The following is a 20,833-nucleotide window of genomic DNA, read 5'->3' as shown; positions in this document are numbered from 1 at the left end:
GCCAGGCGCCGCCCTGCCCCTGGCTGACTATCGATCGCGCAGGCGATCACTGCATGCGAATGCTGCCATCCAGGCGAATCACTTCACCATTGAGCATGGTGTTCGTGATGATCTGTTCCGCCAGGCTGGCAAACTCTTCAGCCTTGCCCAGACGTTTGGGAAATGGCACGGCCTGGGACAGAGCAGCCACCGCATCATCGGGAATATCACTCATCATCGGGGTCTCGAATACACCGGGCGCAATCGCCATGACCCGAATCCCATGGCGCGACAGTTCCCGAGCTGCTGGCAGGCTCATCCCCACCACCCCTGCCTTAGAAGCACTATAGGCACACTGTCCAACCTGGCCATCGAAGGCCGCAATCGAGGCGGTGTTGATGATCACTCCACGCTCACTATCCTTCCCTGGAGCGTTACCGGCCATGGCGGCTGCAGCCAGGCGCATGACATTGAAGGTTCCCACCAGGTTGATCTGTACAGTACGGGCATACGCGTCCAGGTCCGCCGGATTGCCCTGACGGTCCAGAAGCTTGGCGACGCTGACCACACCAGCACAATGAATGACTCCGCCCAGCCCCCGCTCACCACCGTGAGCCACAGCGCTATCGAAGGCCTGCTGCATCTGCTCTGCCGAGGTCACATCTGCGTGTACGGCGATGGCTACCTCACCGTATTTCTCATTCAAGCCTGCCGCCTGTTGCTCGACCTTGTCACTAAGGTCACACAACACCACTCGGGCCCCACCCTGGGCCAAACGTTCCGCCGTAGCAGCCCCAAGCCCAGAAGCCGCCCCGGTGATCAGGAAAGTCGAGCCCTGAATTTGCATTGTTGCTTCTCCATATTCCTGTCGATAGATATCTATGCGGCACTATCTCTATGCAGCACTGCCTCGAGATTTAGTGGCCGCATCGGCACGTAACTTGAAACGCTGGATCTTGCCGCTTGGTGTCTTCGGCAATGCATCGACGAATTCAACGACCCGAGGGAAGGCATGCGCTGAAAGCCGCTGACGAACACGTTGCTGTATTTCTTCGGCCAACTCATCACTGGGCTCGAAGCCTTCACGCAGCACGACGTAGGACTTGATGATTTCCCCGCGGATATCATCAGGCAGACCGACAGCCGCAGACTCTGCCACGGCAGGATGCGTGAGCACCGAATTCTCCACATCCGTGGGTCCGACTCGATACCCCGCCGTGGTGATGATGTCGTCATCACGCCCGGCAAACTGGAAGGTGCCATCTTCCAGGCGTACCACCACATCGCCAGTCAGGTAATAGCCTTCGGCAAATGGATGCTTTTCCTGCCAGGTATAGCCCGGAAAGAAGAATGCGGGAGAACGGGCCATATCCACTGCCAGCACTCCGGGCTCCCCCACCGGTAGCTCGTTATATTCCGCATCCAGGATCGCCAGCCGGTAACCCGGCATAGGCACCCCCATGCCGCCGACGTGCTTAGGGTGCTCGAGTGCATGGTGATTGTTGCACGTCATGCCAGTTTCCGTCTGGCCATAATGATCCATCACCGGGCAGCCCAGTGATGACTCGACCCAACTCACCACTTCCGTATTCAGAGGCTCTCCAGCGGAACTCGCCGCACGTAGCGATAGAACACGATGAGCATCCTCGAACAGGCCAGAGGCCTTCATCAGTCGATAGGCCGTGGGGGCCGCAGCAAAATTGGTGATGCCGTGGCGCTGCATGAAGGCCTTGGCGCCCTCGGCGCTGAAGCCTGCCTCACAAAAGTGTGTCGTCCGTCCCAGCAGCAAGGGTCCGGTAATCGCGTAATAAAGTCCGTAGGCCCAACCCGGGTCCGCCATGTTCCAGAAACGGTCGTTCTCGCGCAGATCAACGGCCAGATCCATGTACAGCGCAAATGCCGCCATGGCGGACAGGGGCACCGCCACTCCCTTTGGCTTGCCGACCGTGCCGGAGGTAAACATCTGCAGAAAAGGGGCATCGGCTGACAAGCGTGGCGGCGGAGTATCCATGGCGGCAGACTGCAAGGCACTCAGCCAATCCAGGTCCTCAGGGTGGTCATCTTCAGCATCCGCACTTCGAACACATAGCACCGAAGGCAGATTATCGAGATCAGCAAACTTGTGGCGATTGCTCGTATCAGTGATGACCAGGCGAGTACTAGCCCGTTCCAGGCGATACGCCACTGCATCAGGACCAAAAGCCGTGAATAGCGGTTGATACACTGCCCCCAGACGCCAGGTTGCCAGCACAGCCACCAGCAGATCTGGCGAGCGCGGCAGCATACAGGCAATACGATCGCCAGTGCCCAGCCCTTGCTCGGCCATCCAGCCAGCCAATCGTGCACTACGCGTATCCAGATCAGCAAACGTCAGGCGGTTCACACTGCCATCCACAGCCTCATGCACCAGAGCTTCGACATCCCCACGCCCCGCCCGGAGATGTCGCCCACAGCAGGATTCATAAGCATTGAACAGGCCATCGTCATGATCATCAAGGCGCCGAAAAACATCCTCTATGCGAAAGTCAGCAAGATAGTCGGCATAGTCGATGGGCTTTACTGATGTACTCATGATTGGTCCTCTGTCTGACTCTTGTATGAAGTTATTGGACAAACAATGCTTGAGGCAAACACTCAAGACAAAACCTACCAAGCGCTCGGTACAAACTAGAGTCAGAACAGCACAGGCACAAGACACAAACGCCTAGACTATGGTCTAGGCGCGTATCACGAGAAGAAAGGAGAAAGCCGCAGAAAATGGCGTCAGGCTGGATTTTCCTGAGTAATCATGGCCACCAGTTCCTCGGCCAGTTCACCTGAATCACGTGGACCATCCGGGTCATACCAGCGCACGGTCCAGTTCAATGCACCAAGAACAAAGCGAGATACCAGAGCCAGCTCTCCCTTGACCAGGCCCGCATCAATGGCATCCGCAATCACTTCATTCCATAGCGTTTCGTAGGCATCACGCAGATGGATCAGGTGGTCCCGAGCCTCATCATCCAGGCGGCGCCACTCATAGAGCGCCACCACATGGGAGTTGCGATCAGTGAGCAGAGTATCCAGGTGCGCCTTGGCCAACGCATGCAGACGCGCCTGAGGCTCTGGTGAACACTTGGCCAGTGCCTGTCGGGCCTGGGTCAGCGCATTTTGGGTCCCCTCCTCGATGACGGCAGCAAGAATCTCTTGCTTGTCTCGAAAATGATGGAACAGGCTGCCTGACTTGATACCCATCTCCTGGGCCAACATACGCACCGTAGTACGATCAAATCCTTCCTGGACAAAAAGCTGGCCGGCAAGCCGAGTCAGCTCCTTGCGGCGGGGCGAGTCATTCATTACAGTCATCTGCAGTCACACTAGCGCTTGCTTGGTTGAACTGAGAAAAGCACAGCCACGCCCTGGGGTCAACGCCAACTGCGACGCACAAGCGGCATATTCCGGCGAGCTGGACCAGACTGAAAGAGCAGAGGTTGCTTTCTCGGCCACATCGCCACGACACATCACTACCGGCAAACAAATCACGACCACGACACATAAGCACAACAGGCATCCGGGAGCATTCTGCTGCTGATATATAGCAAGGCAAATATATAGCAAGACAAACTCACCGATGCCGGGAGAAACGCCATGACTCAGTCCGATATCGTCTTCCTTTCTGCAGCTCGCACCCCCATGGGCGGCATGCTGGGCTCATTATCCAGCATGCCAGCCCCAGAACTCGCTGCCGTGGCCATTCGTGCAGCCATCGAACGGGCCGGCATTCCTGCAGAAGCCATCAATGAAGGTTTCATGGGCTGCGTTCTGCCCGCTGGCGTCAAGCAGGGGCCAGCCCGACAGGCCATGCGCCAGGCCGGCATTCCCGATAGCGTCGGCGCCACCACCATCAACAAGCTTTGTGGCTCCGGCATGAAGGCAGCCATGCTGGCCCATGACCTGATCAAGGCCGGCAGTGGTGAAGTGATGCTGGCCGGCGGCATGGAATCCATGTCCAATGCCCCGCATGTATTGACCCGCGCTCGTAGTGGCTATCGCCTGGGACACGGTGAACTCAAGGACCACATGTTTCTGGATGGCCTGGAAGATGCTGAAACCGGCAAGTTGATGGGAAGTTTCGCCCAGGGCATCGCCGACGATCGTCGCTACACCCGGGAGCGCATGGACGATTTCGCGATCGCCTCTCTGGAACGTGCCATGGCCGCCACAGAATCTGGTCAGCTCAATGCCGAGATGGCTCCTGTGACCGTTAGCAGTCGTGCGGGAGAAACACTGGTCGAACACGACGAGCAACCCTTCCAGGCCAAGCTCGACAAGATCCGTTCTCTGCGCCCTGCCTTTGCCAAGGAAGGTACCATCACGGCCGCCAATGCCAGCTCCATTTCCGATGGCGCCTCGGCACTGATCCTGGCTTCAGCAGCGGCTGCGGATCGCCTGGGAATCAACCCCCTGGCTCGCATGCTTGGTCACAACACCCACTCGCGCCATCCCAGTGAATTCACCATTGCCCCGGTAGGCGCCATCGATGGGTTGATGAAAACACTGGGTTGGACAGTGGACGATGTAGACCTGTTCGAGATCAACGAAGCCTTTGCCGTGGTCACCCTGATGGCCATGGATGATCTTTCCATCCCGCACACCAAGGTCAATATCTTTGGCGGGGCCTGTGCTCAAGGCCACCCGATTGGCTCCACGGGATCTCGCATCATCGCCACCCTGATCCACGCGCTACGCACGACAGGCGGTAAGCGTGGTATCGCCAGTCTGTGTATCGGAGGCGGTGAAGCGACCGCTGTCGCCGTCGAGCTGATTGACTGACCCCTTTTTCTTCAGTTCCTTCCGGATAACGCTGATGCCACCATCATCAGCGTTATCCCAATGAGCAGAGTCAGCCCGAAGACAATGCCTCAGCCATAACGGCCGGTGATATAGTCTTCCGCTTTCTTGGTCGCAGGTGTCGAGAACATGGTCTTGGTATCGTTGTACTCGATGACCTCGCCCAGGTGGAAAAAAGCCGTGTAGTCAGCGACACGAGCGGCCTGCTGCATGTTGTGCGTCACGGTGATGATGGTGTACTGCTTCTTGAGCTTGTCCATCAAGTCTTCAATGGTCGCTGTGGAAATCGGGTCCAGGGCCGATGTCGGCTCATCCATCAGAATGACATCCGGTTGCACGGCAATGGCCCGCGCAATACACAGACGCTGCTGTTGACCACCCGACAACGAAGTCCCGGGCTGGTGCAGCTTGTCCTTCACCTCTTCCCACAAGCCAGCATCGCGCAATGCTCGCTCCACCAGTTCATCCTGATCGGCCTTGCGGCTGACCAGGTCATGCATCTTGGGAGCATAGATGATGTTTTCATAGATCGACTTGGGGAATGGATTGGGCTTCTGAAATACCATGCCAACCCGGCGACGCAGGGCCACCTCATCCATCTTCGGCTCGTTGACATCGCGCCCATCCATCTCTACCAGGCCATCGATGCGCACACTGGGAATCAGGTCGTTCATGCGGTTCAGGCAGCGCAGGAAAGTCGACTTGCCGCAGCCAGAAGGGCCAATCAAGGCAGTGACATTCTTCGAGTAGAGATCCATGTTGATGGATTTCAGAGCGTGGAAGTCTCCATACCACAAGTCCAGGTCACGCACGCGAATGCTGAGATCATGGTTGGCATCATCGTTGCGGGTGACCGGCTGGCCAGGTTGATCCTGCTTCATGGCATGCTCTCCACGCGGAGTAACTTTCATATTCATAACAACATATCCTGTCTGGTGGCAGCGTTACCAACGACGCTCGAATTTCTTGCGCAGCACCACGGCCGTCGCATTCAACGTGATGAGAACCGCAAGCAGGACCAGAATGCCGCCGGAAGTCTTCTCGATGAAAGCTCTCTCCGGTTCACCAGCCCAGGTGAATATCTGCGCTGGCAGCACCGTCGCTGCATCGCTCAGAGACGCGGACACATCAGGAATAAAGGCCACCATCCCCACGATGATCAATGGCGCCGTTTCTCCCATGGCCTGTGCCAGGCCAATGATGGAGCCGGTCATGATCCCTGGCAGCGCAATGGGCAACACATGATCGCGAACCATCTGCCAGCGCGAGCAGCCGACACCAAAGGCGGCATGGCGAATGGAGTCCGGCACGCTGCGCAGCGCAGTACGTGTCGAAATAATGATCACGGGCAGCGTCATCAGTGCCAACGTCATGCCCCCCACCAATGGTGAAGATCGAGGCATGCCAAAGAAGCCGATGAATACCGCCAGACCCAGCAGACCAAACAGAATCGACGGAATCGCCGCCAGGTTGTTGATGTTGATTTCGATCAGTTGAGTGAAGCGATTGTCTGGAGCGAACTCCTCCAGATACACCGCTGTCATGACCCCAATGGGAAATGACACAGCCAGCGTCACCAGCAGGGTCAACACGGTACCCATGGCAGCAGAGGCGATACCGGAAAGTTCCGCCATCTTGGAGTCACCGCTGGTGAAGAAAGTCGAGTTGAAGCGCAACTCCGCCCGCCCTTCATCCACCAACTGATCGACGATCGCCTTCTGGTCATCCTTGAGTCGGGAGTAATGGCCCTTGAGATATTGATCGACCTCGGCAGTGGCGGTCACCCACTCCATTTGCCTGGTACCCAGCAGCTCCGGATCGTTCTTCATGCGACCGGGAATCAGGCGCAGAAAGCCACGGCTGACGAGACGACTCATGTCTCTGTCCACGGCTTTCAGCGGCATCTTGCTGGTCTCTTCGGAATAATCGACCTCGACCTGGATCTGGGCCTGTTGAAAGGCCGGCAGGCCCTTGACCAGCATGTCGGCAAAGAACAGCACCAGGAATAACGCAGCCAAGCCCAGCGCCCCCATGGAGATCCACTTCAGCCGAGCGGACTTGCGGTGGCGGGCGCGGAGCTGAGCACTGATGTCATCGAAAGATTGAGGCATTGGCATGCTCCACGCTTAAAGGTTGTTGACGCGATATTTCTCGCGGAAGCGGCGGATCATCATCACCGACACCAGGTTGAGTGCCAGCGTCACGACGAACAGCACCAGTCCCAGGGCAAATGCCGACAGGGTCTCGGCACTGGCGAACTCCTGATCTCCCGTCAGTGCGGCCACGATACGCACAGTGACGGTGGTCATGTCTTCCAGGGGGTTGGCGGTGAGGTTTGGTCGCATGCCTGCCGCCATCACCACAATCATGGTTTCTCCCAGGGCCCGGGATACTGCCAGCAGGGAAGCGGAGATGATGCCGGGCAACGCAGCGGGTACCACGATGTCACGAATCATTTCGCCCTTGGTCAGCCCCAGGGCCAAGGCTCCCTGGCGCATGCTGTCCGGTACCGAGTTGATGACGTCATCCGACAGCGAGGAAATGAACGGAATGATCATGATGCCCATGACGATGCCAGGAGCCAGTGCATTGTTGAACGAGGCTTCAAGACCAAAGAAACCGGCAATGCCCACAATGATAGGTGCCACCGTGATAGCGGCGAAAAAGCCATATACCACGGTAGGAATACCCGCCAAGACCTCGAGCACGGGCTTGGCGATGGTGCGAATTCTGGCCGGAGCAAATTCTGCCATGTAGATCGCCGCCAACAGACCCACCGGAATCGCCACAAGCATGGCGATGAACGTGATCATGAAGGTGCCGGCAAACAATGGTACAGATCCGAATTGCGCAGCACTGGCGCCTTCTTTGGCTCGTCCAGCGGCTTCCAGGAAGCTGGCACCAGGATTCCAGGTAGTGCCCGTGATGAAGTCCCAGAAGTTTTGCATCTGGAAGAAGCGTATCGCCTCAAAGATGATCGAAACCAGAATACCCAGAGTCGTGAAGATGGAAATCAGCGCCGCGCCAGCCAGGATGAAACGGATGACACTTTCGATGGCCTGGCGGGCATGAAAATTGGGGCGCACCATCTGGATACCGACGACCAGACCGATACAGGCCACCAACAGGCAGCCGATCAAGAGATAAAGCGGCGAAACCTCAGCACCCAATGACAACATGAGAATGGAGGCAACAGCGCCAACCGCCAGCGCTGGCCCTGCAGTCGACAGGACAGTGAACCAGGCATATTGGTCGGGCTGGGAATACATGGAAGCTCCACTGGCACGCACTCGTGCGGCCTTGGAGCGCCCCAGCAGATAGGCAATGAGACCCAGCAGCAGCAGCGAGCCGCTGAACATTGCCAAGAGTTGGTTAGTCTGCATGGATGTCTCTCGGATTTTGTAAGAACCTCTGCACACATCCACATGAATGCATGGGTTCCTTCATTCCGGCGAATCGTGCCGGGGAGCGAGCCCGATTCGCCGGAATCCTGAGCGGCCGACGCCTCAACAGAGGACGTCGGCCAGCGTCATCGAGGGCCCGATGTTTAGTTGAGATCGCTCAACTGCAGAGCCGTCTTGCCTTCCACTGCTGCACGAGCTTCAGCCTGAACGTCTTCCGGAGCCGGAATCAGACCGATGTCCCGGAGGTAACCTTCAGAACCGATCATCATCTCGCTCATGAACATGTTGGCGTACTCATACATGGCCGGTACATCTTCGGCATGCTGGTCCTTGATGTAGAAGTACAGAGAGCGAGATACCGGATATTCGCCGGAGCCAATGTTTTCCGGAGTCGGCTCTACACCATCGACATGGGAGCCAACGATGGAGTCGCTGTTCTCTTCCAGGAAGGAGTAGCCAAAGATACCGAAGGCATCCTTGTTCTCGGCAAGACGCTGAACAATCAGATTGTCATTCTCGCCGGCATCGATGTAAGCACCATCAGCACGGATATCGGTGTAACCTTCACCACCGTACTCGGACATTTCTTCGGAAACGGCCTCCATGACCAGTTCCTCGAAAGCATCGCGAGTACCGGAAGTCGTGGGCGGACCATACACCGCAATCTTGCGATCCGGCAGAGAGGCGTCAACATCGCTCCACTTGGTGTAGGGGTTATCGACCAGCTCGCCATCCACCGGCACCTTGGCAGCCAGGGCCAGGAACAGCTGCTCACGCGTCACATCCATGGGCTCATTGTCGGCGGACTGAGCAAAGGAGATGCCGTCGTAGCCAATGAAGGCTTCAGTGATATCAGTGACCCCGTTGGCCTCACAGATTTCGAACTCAGACGGCTTCATGCGGCGGGAGGCGTTGGTGATATCGGGAGTGTCATCACCTGCACCGGAACAGAACAGCTTCAGACCGCCGCCGGAACCGGTAGACTCAATGACAGGAGTCGGGAAGTCGGTAGTAGCCCCGAACTCCTCGGCAACATAGCTGGCGAACGGGTAGACAGTACTGGAACCGACGATGCGAAGCTGGTCGCGAGCTTCAGCAATGCCAACTACGCCCATAACGGCCGCAGCTACAGCAGTGGTCTTGAGAATGCGATTCATGGAGGGGGCTCCTCGTTCAGGATGTGGTCAACCTTCGCGATGGACACATTGCCCCACAAAGATGACAACTTCATGACAACCCCGTTCCTGTTTCGTCCTCCCGGTTTCTGTGTCCGTACTGTTAACGTGATGTGAGCAACGTTATAGATATGAAGGGCGCGGCTTGGTTCTCGTCACTTGAGCAGCAGACCAATGGCGGCAGCGGTGCAGAGCCCCAGGGACACTCCTTGCAACAGCCGCCTCGGCAAGCGAGGTGCCAGCACGGCCCCCAGCGCATTCCCCATCACCACGAAAGCGAAAAAACTCAGGCTCATCAGCACCAGCCATAGGGTGACCTTCCCTGCGAAGGCCAGCGCGGTCAACGTCATCAACGACGAGATCAGAAAGAAAGCAGCAAGGTTGCCGCGCAGGCGCTCCATGGGCATGCCATGCATCAGCAGTACGATGGGCGGCCCACCAATGGCAGCAACCGCGCCGAAAACCCCGGAAAGAAAACCACCAGCAAACATCGAGCCACGATTGACCGGCAACCTGAACTGAAACAGCGTCACGAATACGGCAAACAGCACGATGCTTGCAATCAACAGCTCCAGCGTTGCCATGGGCACCAGCAGCAGCAACCACACCCCAACCAACGTGCCAGGCACCTTGCCAATCAGGGCAACGCTGATATCTGTCACGGCCACCTCTCGGTAGTAACGCCGTATCACGATGCAGGATTGCAGAAAGCCATAGATGACCAGCACTACAGGCACCAGAGATGGTGCCAGCATCAGGATCAGAGGAGCACCAACGACCGCCGACCCAAACCCGGTAATGCGCTGAACACAAGCCCCCAGTGCCAGCACAAGCCCGACACACAGCCAGGTAGCAGGTGACAGGCCAGTCCACTGCCACCAGTCATGCCAGACGACATGTAAACCTTCAACCATCAGTACTTTTCACCTGACCGTATTCCTTTGTCTGATCATGCTCCCCATTGGCATGCCCCGCCAGAACGCGCAGCGCCAGATTGCCAGCCAATGCGGCCAGCAGCATCGCAGTGACCATGGGCCAGGCGGAATCGACCTCAAAGACAGTGACAAGCACCCCTGTCAGCGCACCACAGCTGAACTGAATGCAGCCCTGCGCCGCGGCCACTGTAGCGCTCATATGGCGGAAACGCTCAAGCAATAATGAAATGGCATTCGGAGAGATCAGCCCTATCACGCCCAGAAACATCATCACCAGAGGGACCACGGTATAGATGGTATCTAGCCCCAGGGCAACCAGCAGTACCAGGGCCATGGCAGCAAACAACTGAATTCCAAGACCAAGATGAAGAATCTGATGGGGCGAGTATCGGTGCAGCAGATGAATGTTCAGACGATTCGAAGACGCCATCAATACGACATTGGCCCCGAATACCACCGGGTAGATGGCAGGCGTCAGCCCATAGTATTCCATGTACAGGAAGGGTGATGAGGTAACGAAGGCAAACATGCCGGCAAAGGACATGGACGCTGCCATGATATACCCCATTGCACTACGGCTACTGAGAACACTGGCATAGTTCCTCAGCACCTGCCCCAACGAGGCCACGGGCAGGTCTGGGGCACGAGTCTCGGGAAGATTGGTGCCCAGCAGCCATAGCAGAAAGGCAGCATAGACGGCCAGAAACACGAAGATCAGCCACCAGTCCGCAAGATACAGCAAGCCACTGCCGACGGCAGGGGCCGCCAACGGTGCCAGCATCAGAATCATGGCCATGGTCGACATGACCTTGGCCGCCTCCCTGCCGCTGAAGCAGTCGCGCACGATGGCAGCCGAATTGACGACGCAGGCACCACCCCCCAATGCCTGTACGAAACGCAAGGCAAGCAACTCCGTCAGCGAATCCACGCTGATGATCGCCAGGCTGGCCAGTCCGAACACCACCAATCCACTGAGTAGAACCGGCTTGCGCCCAACCCGATCTGACAGAGGGCCACATACCAGTTGGCCGATAGCGAAACCAAACAGGAAAATACTGATCGATAGTTCTGTATGGTGGACACTGGCGCCAACCGTTTCTGCCAGTGCGGACATGGCGGGAAGATAGGCATCGATGGCAAAAGGAGCCAAGGCAGTATTGGCCGCCACGAGAAGGGCGACTCGCCGAGCATTGATCGTCACTGGTTCTCCGCAGGAATGAGTAGAGAGCTAAATAATAGCGCAATCACCATCTTATCCATATCACCGACCAACATCATTCTCTGCCATCAGCTGGATACGACCTCCGCCGCAGCGTCATCTATCCGCCATTTTCATCCATGCACCATTTCAGCTGCTCGCACAAATGCAACAGCTTCCCGATAGCATGCACAAAGCCCCAGACAAACGTTCACACAGCATTGACTTATCTATCTCAACCAACTGTCACCGGTAGCGCGACCTTGCTAGAGTAACAAGCCGGCTACCCAAGGAGGAAAAGTCACCATGGCAGAAGACCTGCTGACACAATTGAAAGCGATGACCACCGTTGTCGCAGATACTGGCGACCTGGATGCCATTCGCCGCTTCTCCCCCACTGATGCGACGACCAATCCGTCCCTGATCCTGCAGGCTGCTCAACAGGACGAGAGGCGTGCCCGTCTGGCAGCCATCGCCAAGAGTGCCAATGACATCGACGATGCCCTGGATGCCGTGGCAGTGGAAATCGGCAGTGAAATCAGCTCACTGGTGCCTGGTTATGTATCCACCGAGGTCAGTGCGCGCCTTTCTTTCAATAGCGAGGCGACCTTGGCCCGCGCTCATTCGCTCATCGAGCGTTATGCGCAACATGGTGTCGGTGCCGAACGTATCCTGATCAAGATTGCTTCCACCTGGGAAGGTATCCGTGCCGCCAAGGTGCTGGAGCGTGAAGGCATTCGTACCAACCTGACGCTTCTGTTCAACTTTGCCCAGGCCCAGGCCTGTGCAGACTCCGGTGTGACACTGATTTCACCTTTTGTTGGCCGTATTCTTGACTGGCACAAGGCCCAGGATCCCAGCGCGGACTTCTCCGGCGACAATGACCCCGGAGTGCAGTCCGTCAAACAGATCTATGACCATTACAAAGGCCATGGCTACTCCACTATCGTCATGGGAGCCAGTTTCCGGAATACCGGAGAGATCAAGGCATTGGCCGGCTGTGACCGCCTGACCATCTCCCCGGCCCTGCTCGAAGAGTTGGCACAGGAAACAGGCTCACTTGAGCGACGCTTACGCTCCTGCGATGCCGAGACACAGGCTCCGGAACCCCAGGACGAGCCCGAGTTTCGCTGGTCCATGAATGAAGATGCCATGGCCACAGAAAAGCTTGCCGAAGGTATCCGCAAGTTCATGGCCGATCAGCGCAAGCTGGAAACTCTGCTTGGTGAACTACGCAAGTAAGCTGCCAGCACAGGCCTGCAATACCCCAAACAGCAAGTCCCGATGCATGGGTGACATCGGGACTTGCTGTTTGGGAATCAGGCACGCTTTTACTCGGAGGCAGCTCTTTCGGTGGCTGCTCACGCCTCAGCAGTGCACACATGCGCTGATCACACCGTCAATGGTGGGAGGTCTTTTCCTTCCCGGTCTTCTCTTGTTCCTGCACGGGTGCTGATTCAGGTGCTTGTGCCTGCTGCTCCAGCATCTCCACCAGTGGCTGAAACTGCTGGCGATTGTGCTCATTGATATCCATCAGAATGCGGTGGGCTTCGAGGATACGCTGACGCAGGCCTTCTTCATCCGCAGGTAGCTGCATCAGATCTTCCAGTTCGGCCACCTCGGCAATCGGCTGCTCAACCATGGTGAAGTAAGTCGCGAACCCCATCACTTCGAGCATGCGCTTCACATCTGGATTATCAGCCACAATCGTTGGTGGCTGCTCCAGCTTGCCTTTCAGCGCCATGGCCACCTTGGCCAGGAACCCCAGAGCAGTGGAATCCACATTGGTCGCATCACGCAGGTCGATCATCACAGCCTTGAGGCCGGGAGTTCGAGCAAGCTGCTGGGCCTGGTAGTCCAGTGTTGCGCACAACGGCAAGCGCACGTCTCCGCTCAGATTAAGAACGAAGACGCCAGACTCGAATGCCGCCTTTACACGGCCTTCGTGAATGACGCGGCCTGCCCCTATACAACCTTCTTTAGCATTCATGGCGAAATCCACTCACCAGCATGATCGTCAAGTCATCAGGTAATTCTTCACGATCCGCCGCTGGATCATCAGTGTCATCGTCTTCGCCCCGAGTTCCCAAGGCTAGACTACGACGCATGGACTCCAGATTTTCACTCTCCATCACTCGGCTCCGGAGCTCTTCCAGACGAACCTCCAGGCTGTCGCCTGGCAGGCATTCAAGCACCCCATCCGAACACAACCATAACGAGAAATCATCAGGCAGATCACATCCCAGCTGCGGATATTCTGCCTGAGGGAACAAGCCAACAGGCATTCCCTCTCCTTCCAAGATGGTGGTCTCGGAGCCACTCTTCAATAGCGGCATGGGTAATTGTGCACCGAGCGAATAGTGCAGATAGTGGCGCTGCTGGTCAATCACTCCGACAAACAACGTGGCATGCTTGCCGATCCCCGTATCAAGCAGTTCACCATTGAGCGCCTTCAACCAGCGCGGAGGCAATTGCTCTGGATACAAGCCATCCCATTGGCTCTGCAGCTGATTGAACAGGTATTTGAGCAATACCGTGACAAAGGCAGACGAGGCACCATGTCCTGATACATCAGCAAAGTAGAACAGCGTATAGCGTTCATTGAATGCCTGAATATCGAGAAAGTCCCCGGAGAGGTATAACGACGGCGCCATCCAGTAGTCACAGCATATGTCACGGAATTGCTGGGAGCGGGCAGGCAATAGCCGACGCTGAATCTGTCCACCCGCCTGCTGGTCAAGGCGCAGCATGACCAGGTGAGTCTCAAGATTCTCGTTGAGCTCTTCAAGCCGGCGCCTGTCAGCCTCTCGCTGCTGGGCCAGACGATGCACATCGAGTACACGACGAATCATGCGACGCAGCAGATAGGCATGGCGTAATGGGTCAATCACGTAATCGACCAGCCCGGCATCCACCGCCTTGAGCAGATCATCGTCGTCACGCTTTGCGCTGACCACCAGGGTCGGCCAGCGATTGGACAGCATATGCCATTCGCAACTGGGAACTGCCCGGGCATGCACCACGACCAGACTGATGTCGTCAGGCAGGTCGGCTGCTCGATCGACAGCACACACTGCAACACCATCCCGGGCAATGGCATCGACCAGAGCATCACGCTCGTTGCCCGGGAGGTCGATCACTCCGATCAGAGTGCTGGCGGCAGACATGACATGCTCTTCATCGTCTTATTCGGAGAAGGCGTCTTCGTCATAGTCGAAGTCGTCATTGATAAAGGTATCTTCACCCGTGTCACCATCATTCACCTCGAAGCGACGACGCTGCAACCAGGCATCGCGAATAAAGCTGTAGCGGTCACCACGAATCAGGTCTTCCTGATCCAGCAGGCTGGCCCGGGCATCGAGAATTTCGAGACCACGCAATGAATAACGTACCGTATCATCCTCGACGTAGGTCAGCGGATAGGTCGCCCAGTCTACCGGCAGGCCTGCTGTGCTGCGTACAGTCGCAGGACCATAGAATGGCAGGACCAGGTAAGGCCCTTCCCCGACGCCCCATACGGCCAGTGTCTGACCGAAATCCTCTTTATCGGCAATGAAACCCGCATGCGTTGCCGGATCCAGCAAACCACCCAGACCAAAAGTCGTATTCATCAGGAAACGGGTCGAAGCGAGGCCCGCATTCTTCGGCTTGCCCTGAAGCAGGCTGTTGAACGCTGTCCGTACCTCTCCCAGGTTGTCGAAGAAGTTGCTGATGCCCTTTTGCAGTGGATCCGGGGTGATGTAGCGATAACCTTGGGCCGCGGGCTTTAGCGCATAGCGATCCAGCACATCATTGAAGGCGAACACACGTCGGTTGAATCCTTCCCAGGGGTCATCTGGATTGGCTTCGCTGACACCATTGGCGCCACCGGTAGTTGCACACCCAGTCATGGCCAACGACATTACTGTCAGTGGGATTGCCACCATCATGGCCACTCGGCGACTACCTTTTCCCAGGCTAGCGCCTGCTCTCAGTTCCATCGATTGCCTGCCTCGCTGCATTGCTATTGCTCTGCGGAAGGACGCCACAGCATGTCACTGTTCAGCTGCGACGCACTACTACACTGCCGGCACTGTATCCCGCACCGAAAGAACACGCCACCCCGATTGCACCAGCTGACATATCTTGATGATGAAGATGGAAGGCAATGATCGAGCCTGCCGAACTGGTATTGGCGTACCGATCAAGAATGATAGGCGCCTGTTCCGGTGTTGGATCCTGACCGAGCACACGACGCGCAATCATATCATTCATGTGCCGATTCGCCTGGTGCAGCCATAGTCGAGTTACTTGAGCAGGATCAATGCTGAGCGAGTTAAGATGGTCACCGATCAGACTGGCCACCATCGGACACACTTCCTTGAACACGCGGCGCCCTTCCTGCACGAATAGCTTGTCCAGAGCCATCGGGTCACTATCGGTAACACGATTCAGGAACCCTGCATTGTTGCGAATGGCATTGGAGAACTGTGTTATCAGGCGCGTACCCAGAATCTCGAAACGCGTATCGCTTGTCGCAACAGAGGCATCCTCCAGCACCAATGCCGTACAGGCATCACCGAAGATGAAATGGCTGTCACGATCACGAAAATTGAGGTGTGCCGAACAGATCTCAGGATTCACGACCAAGGCACGTTTTGCATTACCTGCACGGATGGCGTTTGCCGCCATCTCGATGGCAAAGGTCGCTGAACTGCAGGCCACGTTCATGTCGAAAGCATATCCCCCAGTCCCAAGCTGCGCCTGCAGCTCCACCGACACGGCAGGATAGGCACGTTCCAGGTTGGAGCAGGCTACGATGACCAGATCAATCTCTGCCGCCGCGACACCAGCACTCTCCAGCGCTTGCTGGGCTGCTGCCATCCCCATCTCGCATTGAATGCCAGGCTCATCGTTGGAACGCTGATCGAGTCTCGGCCGCATGCGCTCTATGTCGAGGATACCTTCTGCATCCAGCACATAACGGCTATGAATTCCAGAAGCCTTGACGATGAACTCGGTGCTGGAATGAGCCAGGGGCTCCATTTCTCCAGCATCGATAGCCTTGCTGTTGCGTGCATTCTCGGCATCCACCCAGGCATTGAATGAGGCCACCAGAGCATCGTTGTCAATGGAATTGGCAGGGGTAAAAAGACCACTGCCAGTAATTACCACTTGGGTCATGCCTATCTCCTATGGGCTGCAGCAACGCAACCATCCTTCGCAGCACACCAACCGTCTCTGCGCACTATCCTTCTCTATGCATAAACCTTCATCAGCATAGATACATGCTTAGTCGTTTATTTCCCGACTTTCCTGACATTGCACAATATTTCCCCATCAGCGGGTTGCCATTCACCCGGTCAACTCTGCCCAGCGTTTCTGCAAGCGCTTCTCCGATACTGGCATGGCGGTTCCCAGTTGCTGAGCAAACAACGATACCCTCAGTTCCTCGATCCACCAGCCAAACTCGACCAATTCCGGGTCCTCAAACTGACCGCGGCGCTGGGCTTCCCGACGCGCCACCAGCTTCGATTCGAACTCCTGCACCACTTGCATGTGCATCTGGTCGCGCATCCGCTCTCTGGGCGCTTTTTCCAGGCGCAAGATAGCTGCTTCCATGTAGCGCGGATACGCCTCCAGCCAGGCCCCTGCTCGAGTAACGAAGCCGGGATATACCAAGCGTTGCATCTGGGCCTTGAGATCACTGTATACCAGGGCCAGCGCCAGGCTGAGATTACCCTTCAGCGCCTTGGTGACCGTCAGATGCCCTTCCAGTGCTTGCTTGAGCGTAGCAATGAGAGTTTCAGCGAATGGCACCAGTTCTGCACGCACGTCCTCGAGACGCTGCTCCAGTTCGGCATGGCTGCGCGGCAGAGGTTCCACTGCCACTACCTGGGAAAACACCGCCTTGACCACATCATCGACCAGTTGTTGCTTGCTTCCTACCTTGGTGAACAGCAACGCACAAGCCGGTATGCCCGGTAACCGCTCGATGGCCCGCACCTGATCAGGCAAACGCTTCATGGCCGCCGCTACCACGCCGGAACGCTGCGCAACCCTGGCCTTGCCTGGATGATCAAACAATTCGAGCTTGAGCTGCTCTCCGTCCGGGACCAATGCCGGGAAAGCTTCGACACGAATGCCTGCCTGAGTCGTGACCCGTGACTCGGCCAGCGGCTCACTGGGAAACGCTTCCATCCTGTCATGTTGCTCCACCGCCTTGGCCAGGGCTCGCGCTCCTTCGCCAGCAGCGGCTTCGAAGCGCTGTTCCAGCGCCCGTAGATCACGCCCTTGGCCAAGCACCTTGCCCTTGTGATCGACCACTCGGATATTCATGACCAGATGCGACTCCAACTGGTCCAGACGCCAGTCGTCCATGTGCAAGCGTACGCCGGTCTTGACCCGCAGGAACTCTCCCAAGGCCTCACACAAGCTATTATTGCCTGGCACCATGGCTTCCAGTGCGGCATCGACCCAGTCGGGGATTGGCACGACCTGACGTCGAATCGACTTGGGCAGAGACTTGAGCAACGCGATGCACTTGTCCCGCAGCAGTCCTGGCACCAGCCACTCCAGACGGGCAGGATCCAACTGCGACAGCATGGCAGCCGGTACTGTCATGGTCACACCATCGTCCTCTGCGCCAGGCGCAAAGTGATAGGCCAGGGGGAAACGCACACCATCGATGTCGAGCGCATCGGGATACTGCTCTTGCGTGACCTCTTCGGCTCCCCGAGCCAACAGTGCTTGACGGTCAAACTTGAGCAGCCCCGGATCATCGTGTTCAGCCTGCTTGCGCCACGCCTCGAACCCTTTGCCGTTGACGATACCGTCAGGCAATCGCTCGGCGTAGAAATCATAGAGCGTGTCTTCGTCGACAAGAATGTCACGACGCCGTGCACGATCCTCCAGATCAACGACTTCCTCGATCAATGCTCTGTTGTAAGCAAAGAACGTCCCTTTGGTGCGGAACTCACCTTCCACCAACGCACGGCGAATGAAGATCTCGCGAGATTCCTTCTGCGCAATGGGCCCATAATGCACCTTGCGCCGAGTAACGACGGGCAGGCCGAACAAGGTCACCTGCTCAAAAGCCACCACCTGGGCCCGCTTCATTTCCCAGTGCGGCTCGCTGTAGCTGCGCTTGACCAGATGCCCAGCAAGTGGCTCGATCCACTGCGGCTCTATGCGCGCGACCATCCTGGCAAACAGCCGGGATGTTTCCACCAGCTCGACCGCCATCACCCACTTGGGTGATTTCTTGGCCAGCCCCGAAGACGGATGGATCACGAATTTTCGATTGCGCGCACCGAGATACTCTCGATTCTCGGTCACCGTGCCAAGGTGAGACAGCAAGCCCGTCAGCAAGGCACGATGCATCGCCGCACTGTTGCGACGAACCTGCTCACGACTGGCCTCGGCAATGCTCTCGTCGCCATCGCCAGTGTCAGCCTTCCTCGGTTCAGGTGGAGGCACCTGGATATCCATATCGCGTAGCAACTGACGTAGCTGGCGGAAGGTATCATGCCATTCACGCAGGCGCAGATAGCTCAAGTAGTGCTGCTTGCACCAACGTCGCAGACGGTTGCCGGACAGCTCTTCACGGGCCTGTTCGAAGCCATTCCACAGGTTCAACAGTGCGAGAAAGTCGGAGTCGGGATCCTGCCAGCGGCGATGGGCCTGATCGGCCGCCTCGCGTTTTTCTGCCGGTCGATCGCGAGGATCCTGTACGGCCAATGCAGAGACCACCACCAGCACGTCGCGCAGAGCGCCCTCTTTCTCGGCGGCCAGCACCATGCGCGCCAGGCGTGGATCGATAGGCAGGCGTGCCAGACTACGACCAACAGGCGAAAGCCGATTGCGCTCATCCACCGCACCCAGCTCATACAGCAGACGCAGGCCATCGGTGATAAAACGAGAATCCGGAGGGTCGATGAAGGGAAAGTCTTCGATGTCGCCAAGCTTGAGCGACAACATCGACAAGATCACCGAGGCCAGGTTCGTGCGACGAATCTCCGGGTCCGTGAACTCCGGGCGCGACAGGTAATCCTCTTCATCATAGAGGCGAATGCAGACCCCTTCCGCGACTCGTCCACAGCGCCCCTTGCGTTGATTGGCACTGGCCTGGCTTACCGGCTCGACCGGCAGGCGCTGAATCTTGGCACGATAGCTGTAGCGGCTGATACGAACCAGCCCCGGATCGACCACATAGCGGATGCCTGGGACTGTCAGAGATGTTTCAGCAACGTTGGTAGCCAGTACAATCCGCCGCCCACTGTGGGGTGCAAACACCCGATTCTGCTCGGCATTGGAAAGGCGTGCATAAAGCGGCAGCACTTCTGTGCTTTTGAGATCCGCGCGACGCAATACATCCGCTACTTCACGAATTTCCCGTTCCCCGGGCAGAAACACCAGAATGTCCCTGGGACCATGGAACCAGCGTTTTTCCCGCTCAATGCCATCGATTTCCTCCACCGCGTGAAGGATGCCTTCGCTCAGAGTGAGGTCTTCCTCGTCCTCGGCATCACGCATCAAGGGCCGATAACGCACCTCTACCGGATAGGTACGCCCCGAGACCTCGACGACTGGCGCTGGGCGCTTGACACCATCCGCCCCCACTTGAGCAAAGTGCTCGCTGAAACGCTGCACATCGATGGTCGCTGAGGTGATGATCACCTTGAGATCATCACGCCGTTGCAACAGACGCTTGAGGTAGCCAAGCAGAAAGTCGATGTTGAGACTGCGCTCGTGGGCCTCATCGATGATCAGCGTGTCATAGCGACGAAGATCTGGATCGTGGCGGGTTTCGGCCAGCAGGATACCGTCGGTCATCAATTTGACCAGGGTGCCTTCATCAGTCTGATCAGTGAAACGCACCTGATAACCGACCTGCTCGCCCAGATTGACCTGCATTTCCTCAGCCAGGCGATTCGCCACGGAACGTGCTGCCAAGCGCCTGGGTTGGGTATGTCCGATCAACCCCTTGCGCCCGAGTCCCAGCTCGAGACACAGCTTGGGTAGCTGAGTCGTCTTGCCCGAACCCGTTTCACCTGCCACCACCACCACTTGATGGGATGCCAGCGCCTTGAGGATATCCTCACGCCGAGCGGCTACTGGCAGCGACTCCGGATATTCCAGATGTACCGAGCGTGTACGGCGCTCCTCCAGGCGTTGTCGGGAACGCGCCAACTGGTCACGCACTTCCTTGAGTCCGCGGTCCACGGGCTTGCCCTCACGGACCCGACGCTGCAACCCTGCCAGACGCTTGGCCAGGGTGGGCCGGTCACGCAGCATCACATCCTCCAGGCTGGCGGAAAGCTGCTTGAGCAG

16 protein-coding genes are annotated in these 20,833 nt (G+C 57.3%); 2 read left to right on the top strand and 14 right to left on the bottom strand.

The window, feature by feature from the left end; translation table 11 throughout:
• Window positions 1-46: 46 nt before the first annotated feature.
• The 3 genes from E4T21_RS06980 to E4T21_RS06970 form a co-directional block, all read right to left on the bottom strand.
• Window positions 47-826 carry an SDR family NAD(P)-dependent oxidoreductase gene (locus E4T21_RS06980; RefSeq protein ID WP_149284315.1) on the bottom strand — a complete coding sequence of 260 codons (780 nt, stop codon included), beginning with the start codon at window positions 824-826 and terminating at the stop codon, window positions 47-49.
• 48 nt (window positions 827-874) lie between these two features.
• On the bottom strand, window positions 875-2,551 hold the full coding sequence (locus E4T21_RS06975; RefSeq protein WP_149284314.1) for an AMP-binding protein: 1,677 nt from the start codon (window positions 2,549-2,551) through the stop codon (window positions 875-877).
• Between the two features lie 191 nt (window positions 2,552-2,742).
• The gene (locus tag E4T21_RS06970; protein ID WP_149284313.1) at window positions 2,743-3,315 is read right to left on the bottom strand and encodes a TetR/AcrR family transcriptional regulator; all 573 of its coding nucleotides are present in this window, start codon (window positions 3,313-3,315) and stop codon (window positions 2,743-2,745) included.
• 291 nt (window positions 3,316-3,606) lie between these two features.
• Between E4T21_RS06970 and E4T21_RS06965 the strand changes: the two genes are divergently transcribed.
• A complete protein-coding gene (locus E4T21_RS06965) occupies window positions 3,607-4,791 on the top strand; it encodes an acetyl-CoA C-acyltransferase (protein ID WP_149284312.1) in 1,185 nt (394 codons plus the stop codon).
• 89 nt (window positions 4,792-4,880) lie between these two features.
• Here E4T21_RS06965 and pstB read toward each other — a convergent pair whose 3' ends face one another.
• The 6 genes from pstB to E4T21_RS06935 form a co-directional block, all read right to left on the bottom strand.
• Window positions 4,881-5,690 (bottom strand): phosphate ABC transporter ATP-binding protein PstB, encoded by an 810-nt coding sequence (gene pstB / locus E4T21_RS06960; protein WP_187775171.1) that lies wholly within the window; start codon window positions 5,688-5,690, stop codon window positions 4,881-4,883.
• Window positions 5,691-5,753: 63 nt separating this feature from the next.
• On the bottom strand, window positions 5,754-6,920 hold the full coding sequence (gene pstA, locus E4T21_RS06955) for a phosphate ABC transporter permease PstA (protein ID WP_149284311.1): 1,167 nt from the start codon (window positions 6,918-6,920) through the stop codon (window positions 5,754-5,756).
• A 15-nt stretch (window positions 6,921-6,935) separates the two neighbouring features.
• Complete coding sequence (gene pstC / locus E4T21_RS06950) at window positions 6,936-8,192, bottom strand: phosphate ABC transporter permease subunit PstC (protein WP_149284310.1); 1,257 nt, start codon at window positions 8,190-8,192, stop codon at window positions 6,936-6,938.
• Window positions 8,193-8,356: 164 nt separating this feature from the next.
• A complete protein-coding gene (locus tag E4T21_RS06945) occupies window positions 8,357-9,370 on the bottom strand; it encodes a PstS family phosphate ABC transporter substrate-binding protein (RefSeq protein WP_149284309.1) in 1,014 nt (337 codons plus the stop codon).
• Between the two features lie 173 nt (window positions 9,371-9,543).
• Entirely contained in the window at window positions 9,544-10,302 is a 759-nt protein-coding gene (locus E4T21_RS06940; RefSeq protein ID WP_149284308.1) for a sulfite exporter TauE/SafE family protein, read from the bottom strand.
• On the bottom strand, window positions 10,295-11,524 hold the full coding sequence (locus E4T21_RS06935) for a multidrug effflux MFS transporter (RefSeq protein ID WP_149284307.1): 1,230 nt from the start codon (window positions 11,522-11,524) through the stop codon (window positions 10,295-10,297). Before E4T21_RS06935 ends, E4T21_RS06940 begins: the two co-directional genes overlap by 8 nt.
• Before the next feature lie 303 nt (window positions 11,525-11,827).
• Here E4T21_RS06935 and tal point away from each other — a divergent pair, with 303 nt between their 5' ends.
• Window positions 11,828-12,763, top strand: coding sequence for a transaldolase (tal, locus tag E4T21_RS06930; protein ID WP_149284306.1), 936 nt, complete (start codon window positions 11,828-11,830; stop codon window positions 12,761-12,763).
• Window positions 12,764-12,920: 157 nt separating this feature from the next.
• On the opposite strand, the gene E4T21_RS06925 is transcribed toward tal, so the two are convergent.
• From E4T21_RS06925 to hrpA, 5 genes are all read right to left on the bottom strand, one after another.
• On the bottom strand, window positions 12,921-13,511 hold the full coding sequence (locus E4T21_RS06925) for an STAS domain-containing protein (protein WP_149284305.1): 591 nt from the start codon (window positions 13,509-13,511) through the stop codon (window positions 12,921-12,923).
• Entirely contained in the window at window positions 13,501-14,688 is a 1,188-nt protein-coding gene (locus E4T21_RS06920; protein ID WP_149284304.1) for a PP2C family protein-serine/threonine phosphatase, read from the bottom strand. The genes E4T21_RS06925 and E4T21_RS06920 overlap by 11 nt, the downstream gene beginning before the upstream one ends.
• A gap of 18 nt (window positions 14,689-14,706) precedes the next feature.
• Window positions 14,707-15,450, bottom strand: a complete 744-nt coding sequence (locus E4T21_RS06915) for an MlaA family lipoprotein (protein WP_149287086.1) — start codon at window positions 15,448-15,450, stop codon at window positions 14,707-14,709.
• A 112-nt stretch (window positions 15,451-15,562) separates the two neighbouring features.
• Entirely contained in the window at window positions 15,563-16,684 is a 1,122-nt protein-coding gene (locus E4T21_RS06910) for a beta-ketoacyl-ACP synthase III (RefSeq protein WP_149284303.1), read from the bottom strand.
• Window positions 16,685-16,855: 171 nt separating this feature from the next.
• A complete protein-coding gene (hrpA, locus tag E4T21_RS06905; protein WP_240349372.1) occupies window positions 16,856-20,797 on the bottom strand; it encodes an ATP-dependent RNA helicase HrpA in 3,942 nt (1,313 codons plus the stop codon).
• Between the last annotated feature and the right edge of the window lie 36 nt (window positions 20,798-20,833).

Source organism: Halomonas binhaiensis, assembly GCF_008329985.2.
Taxonomy (GTDB): domain Bacteria; phylum Pseudomonadota; class Gammaproteobacteria; order Pseudomonadales; family Halomonadaceae; genus Halomonas; species Halomonas binhaiensis.
The sequence above is the reverse complement of the archived record's forward strand: the minus strand, read 5'-3'. Positions and strand labels throughout refer to the sequence as shown.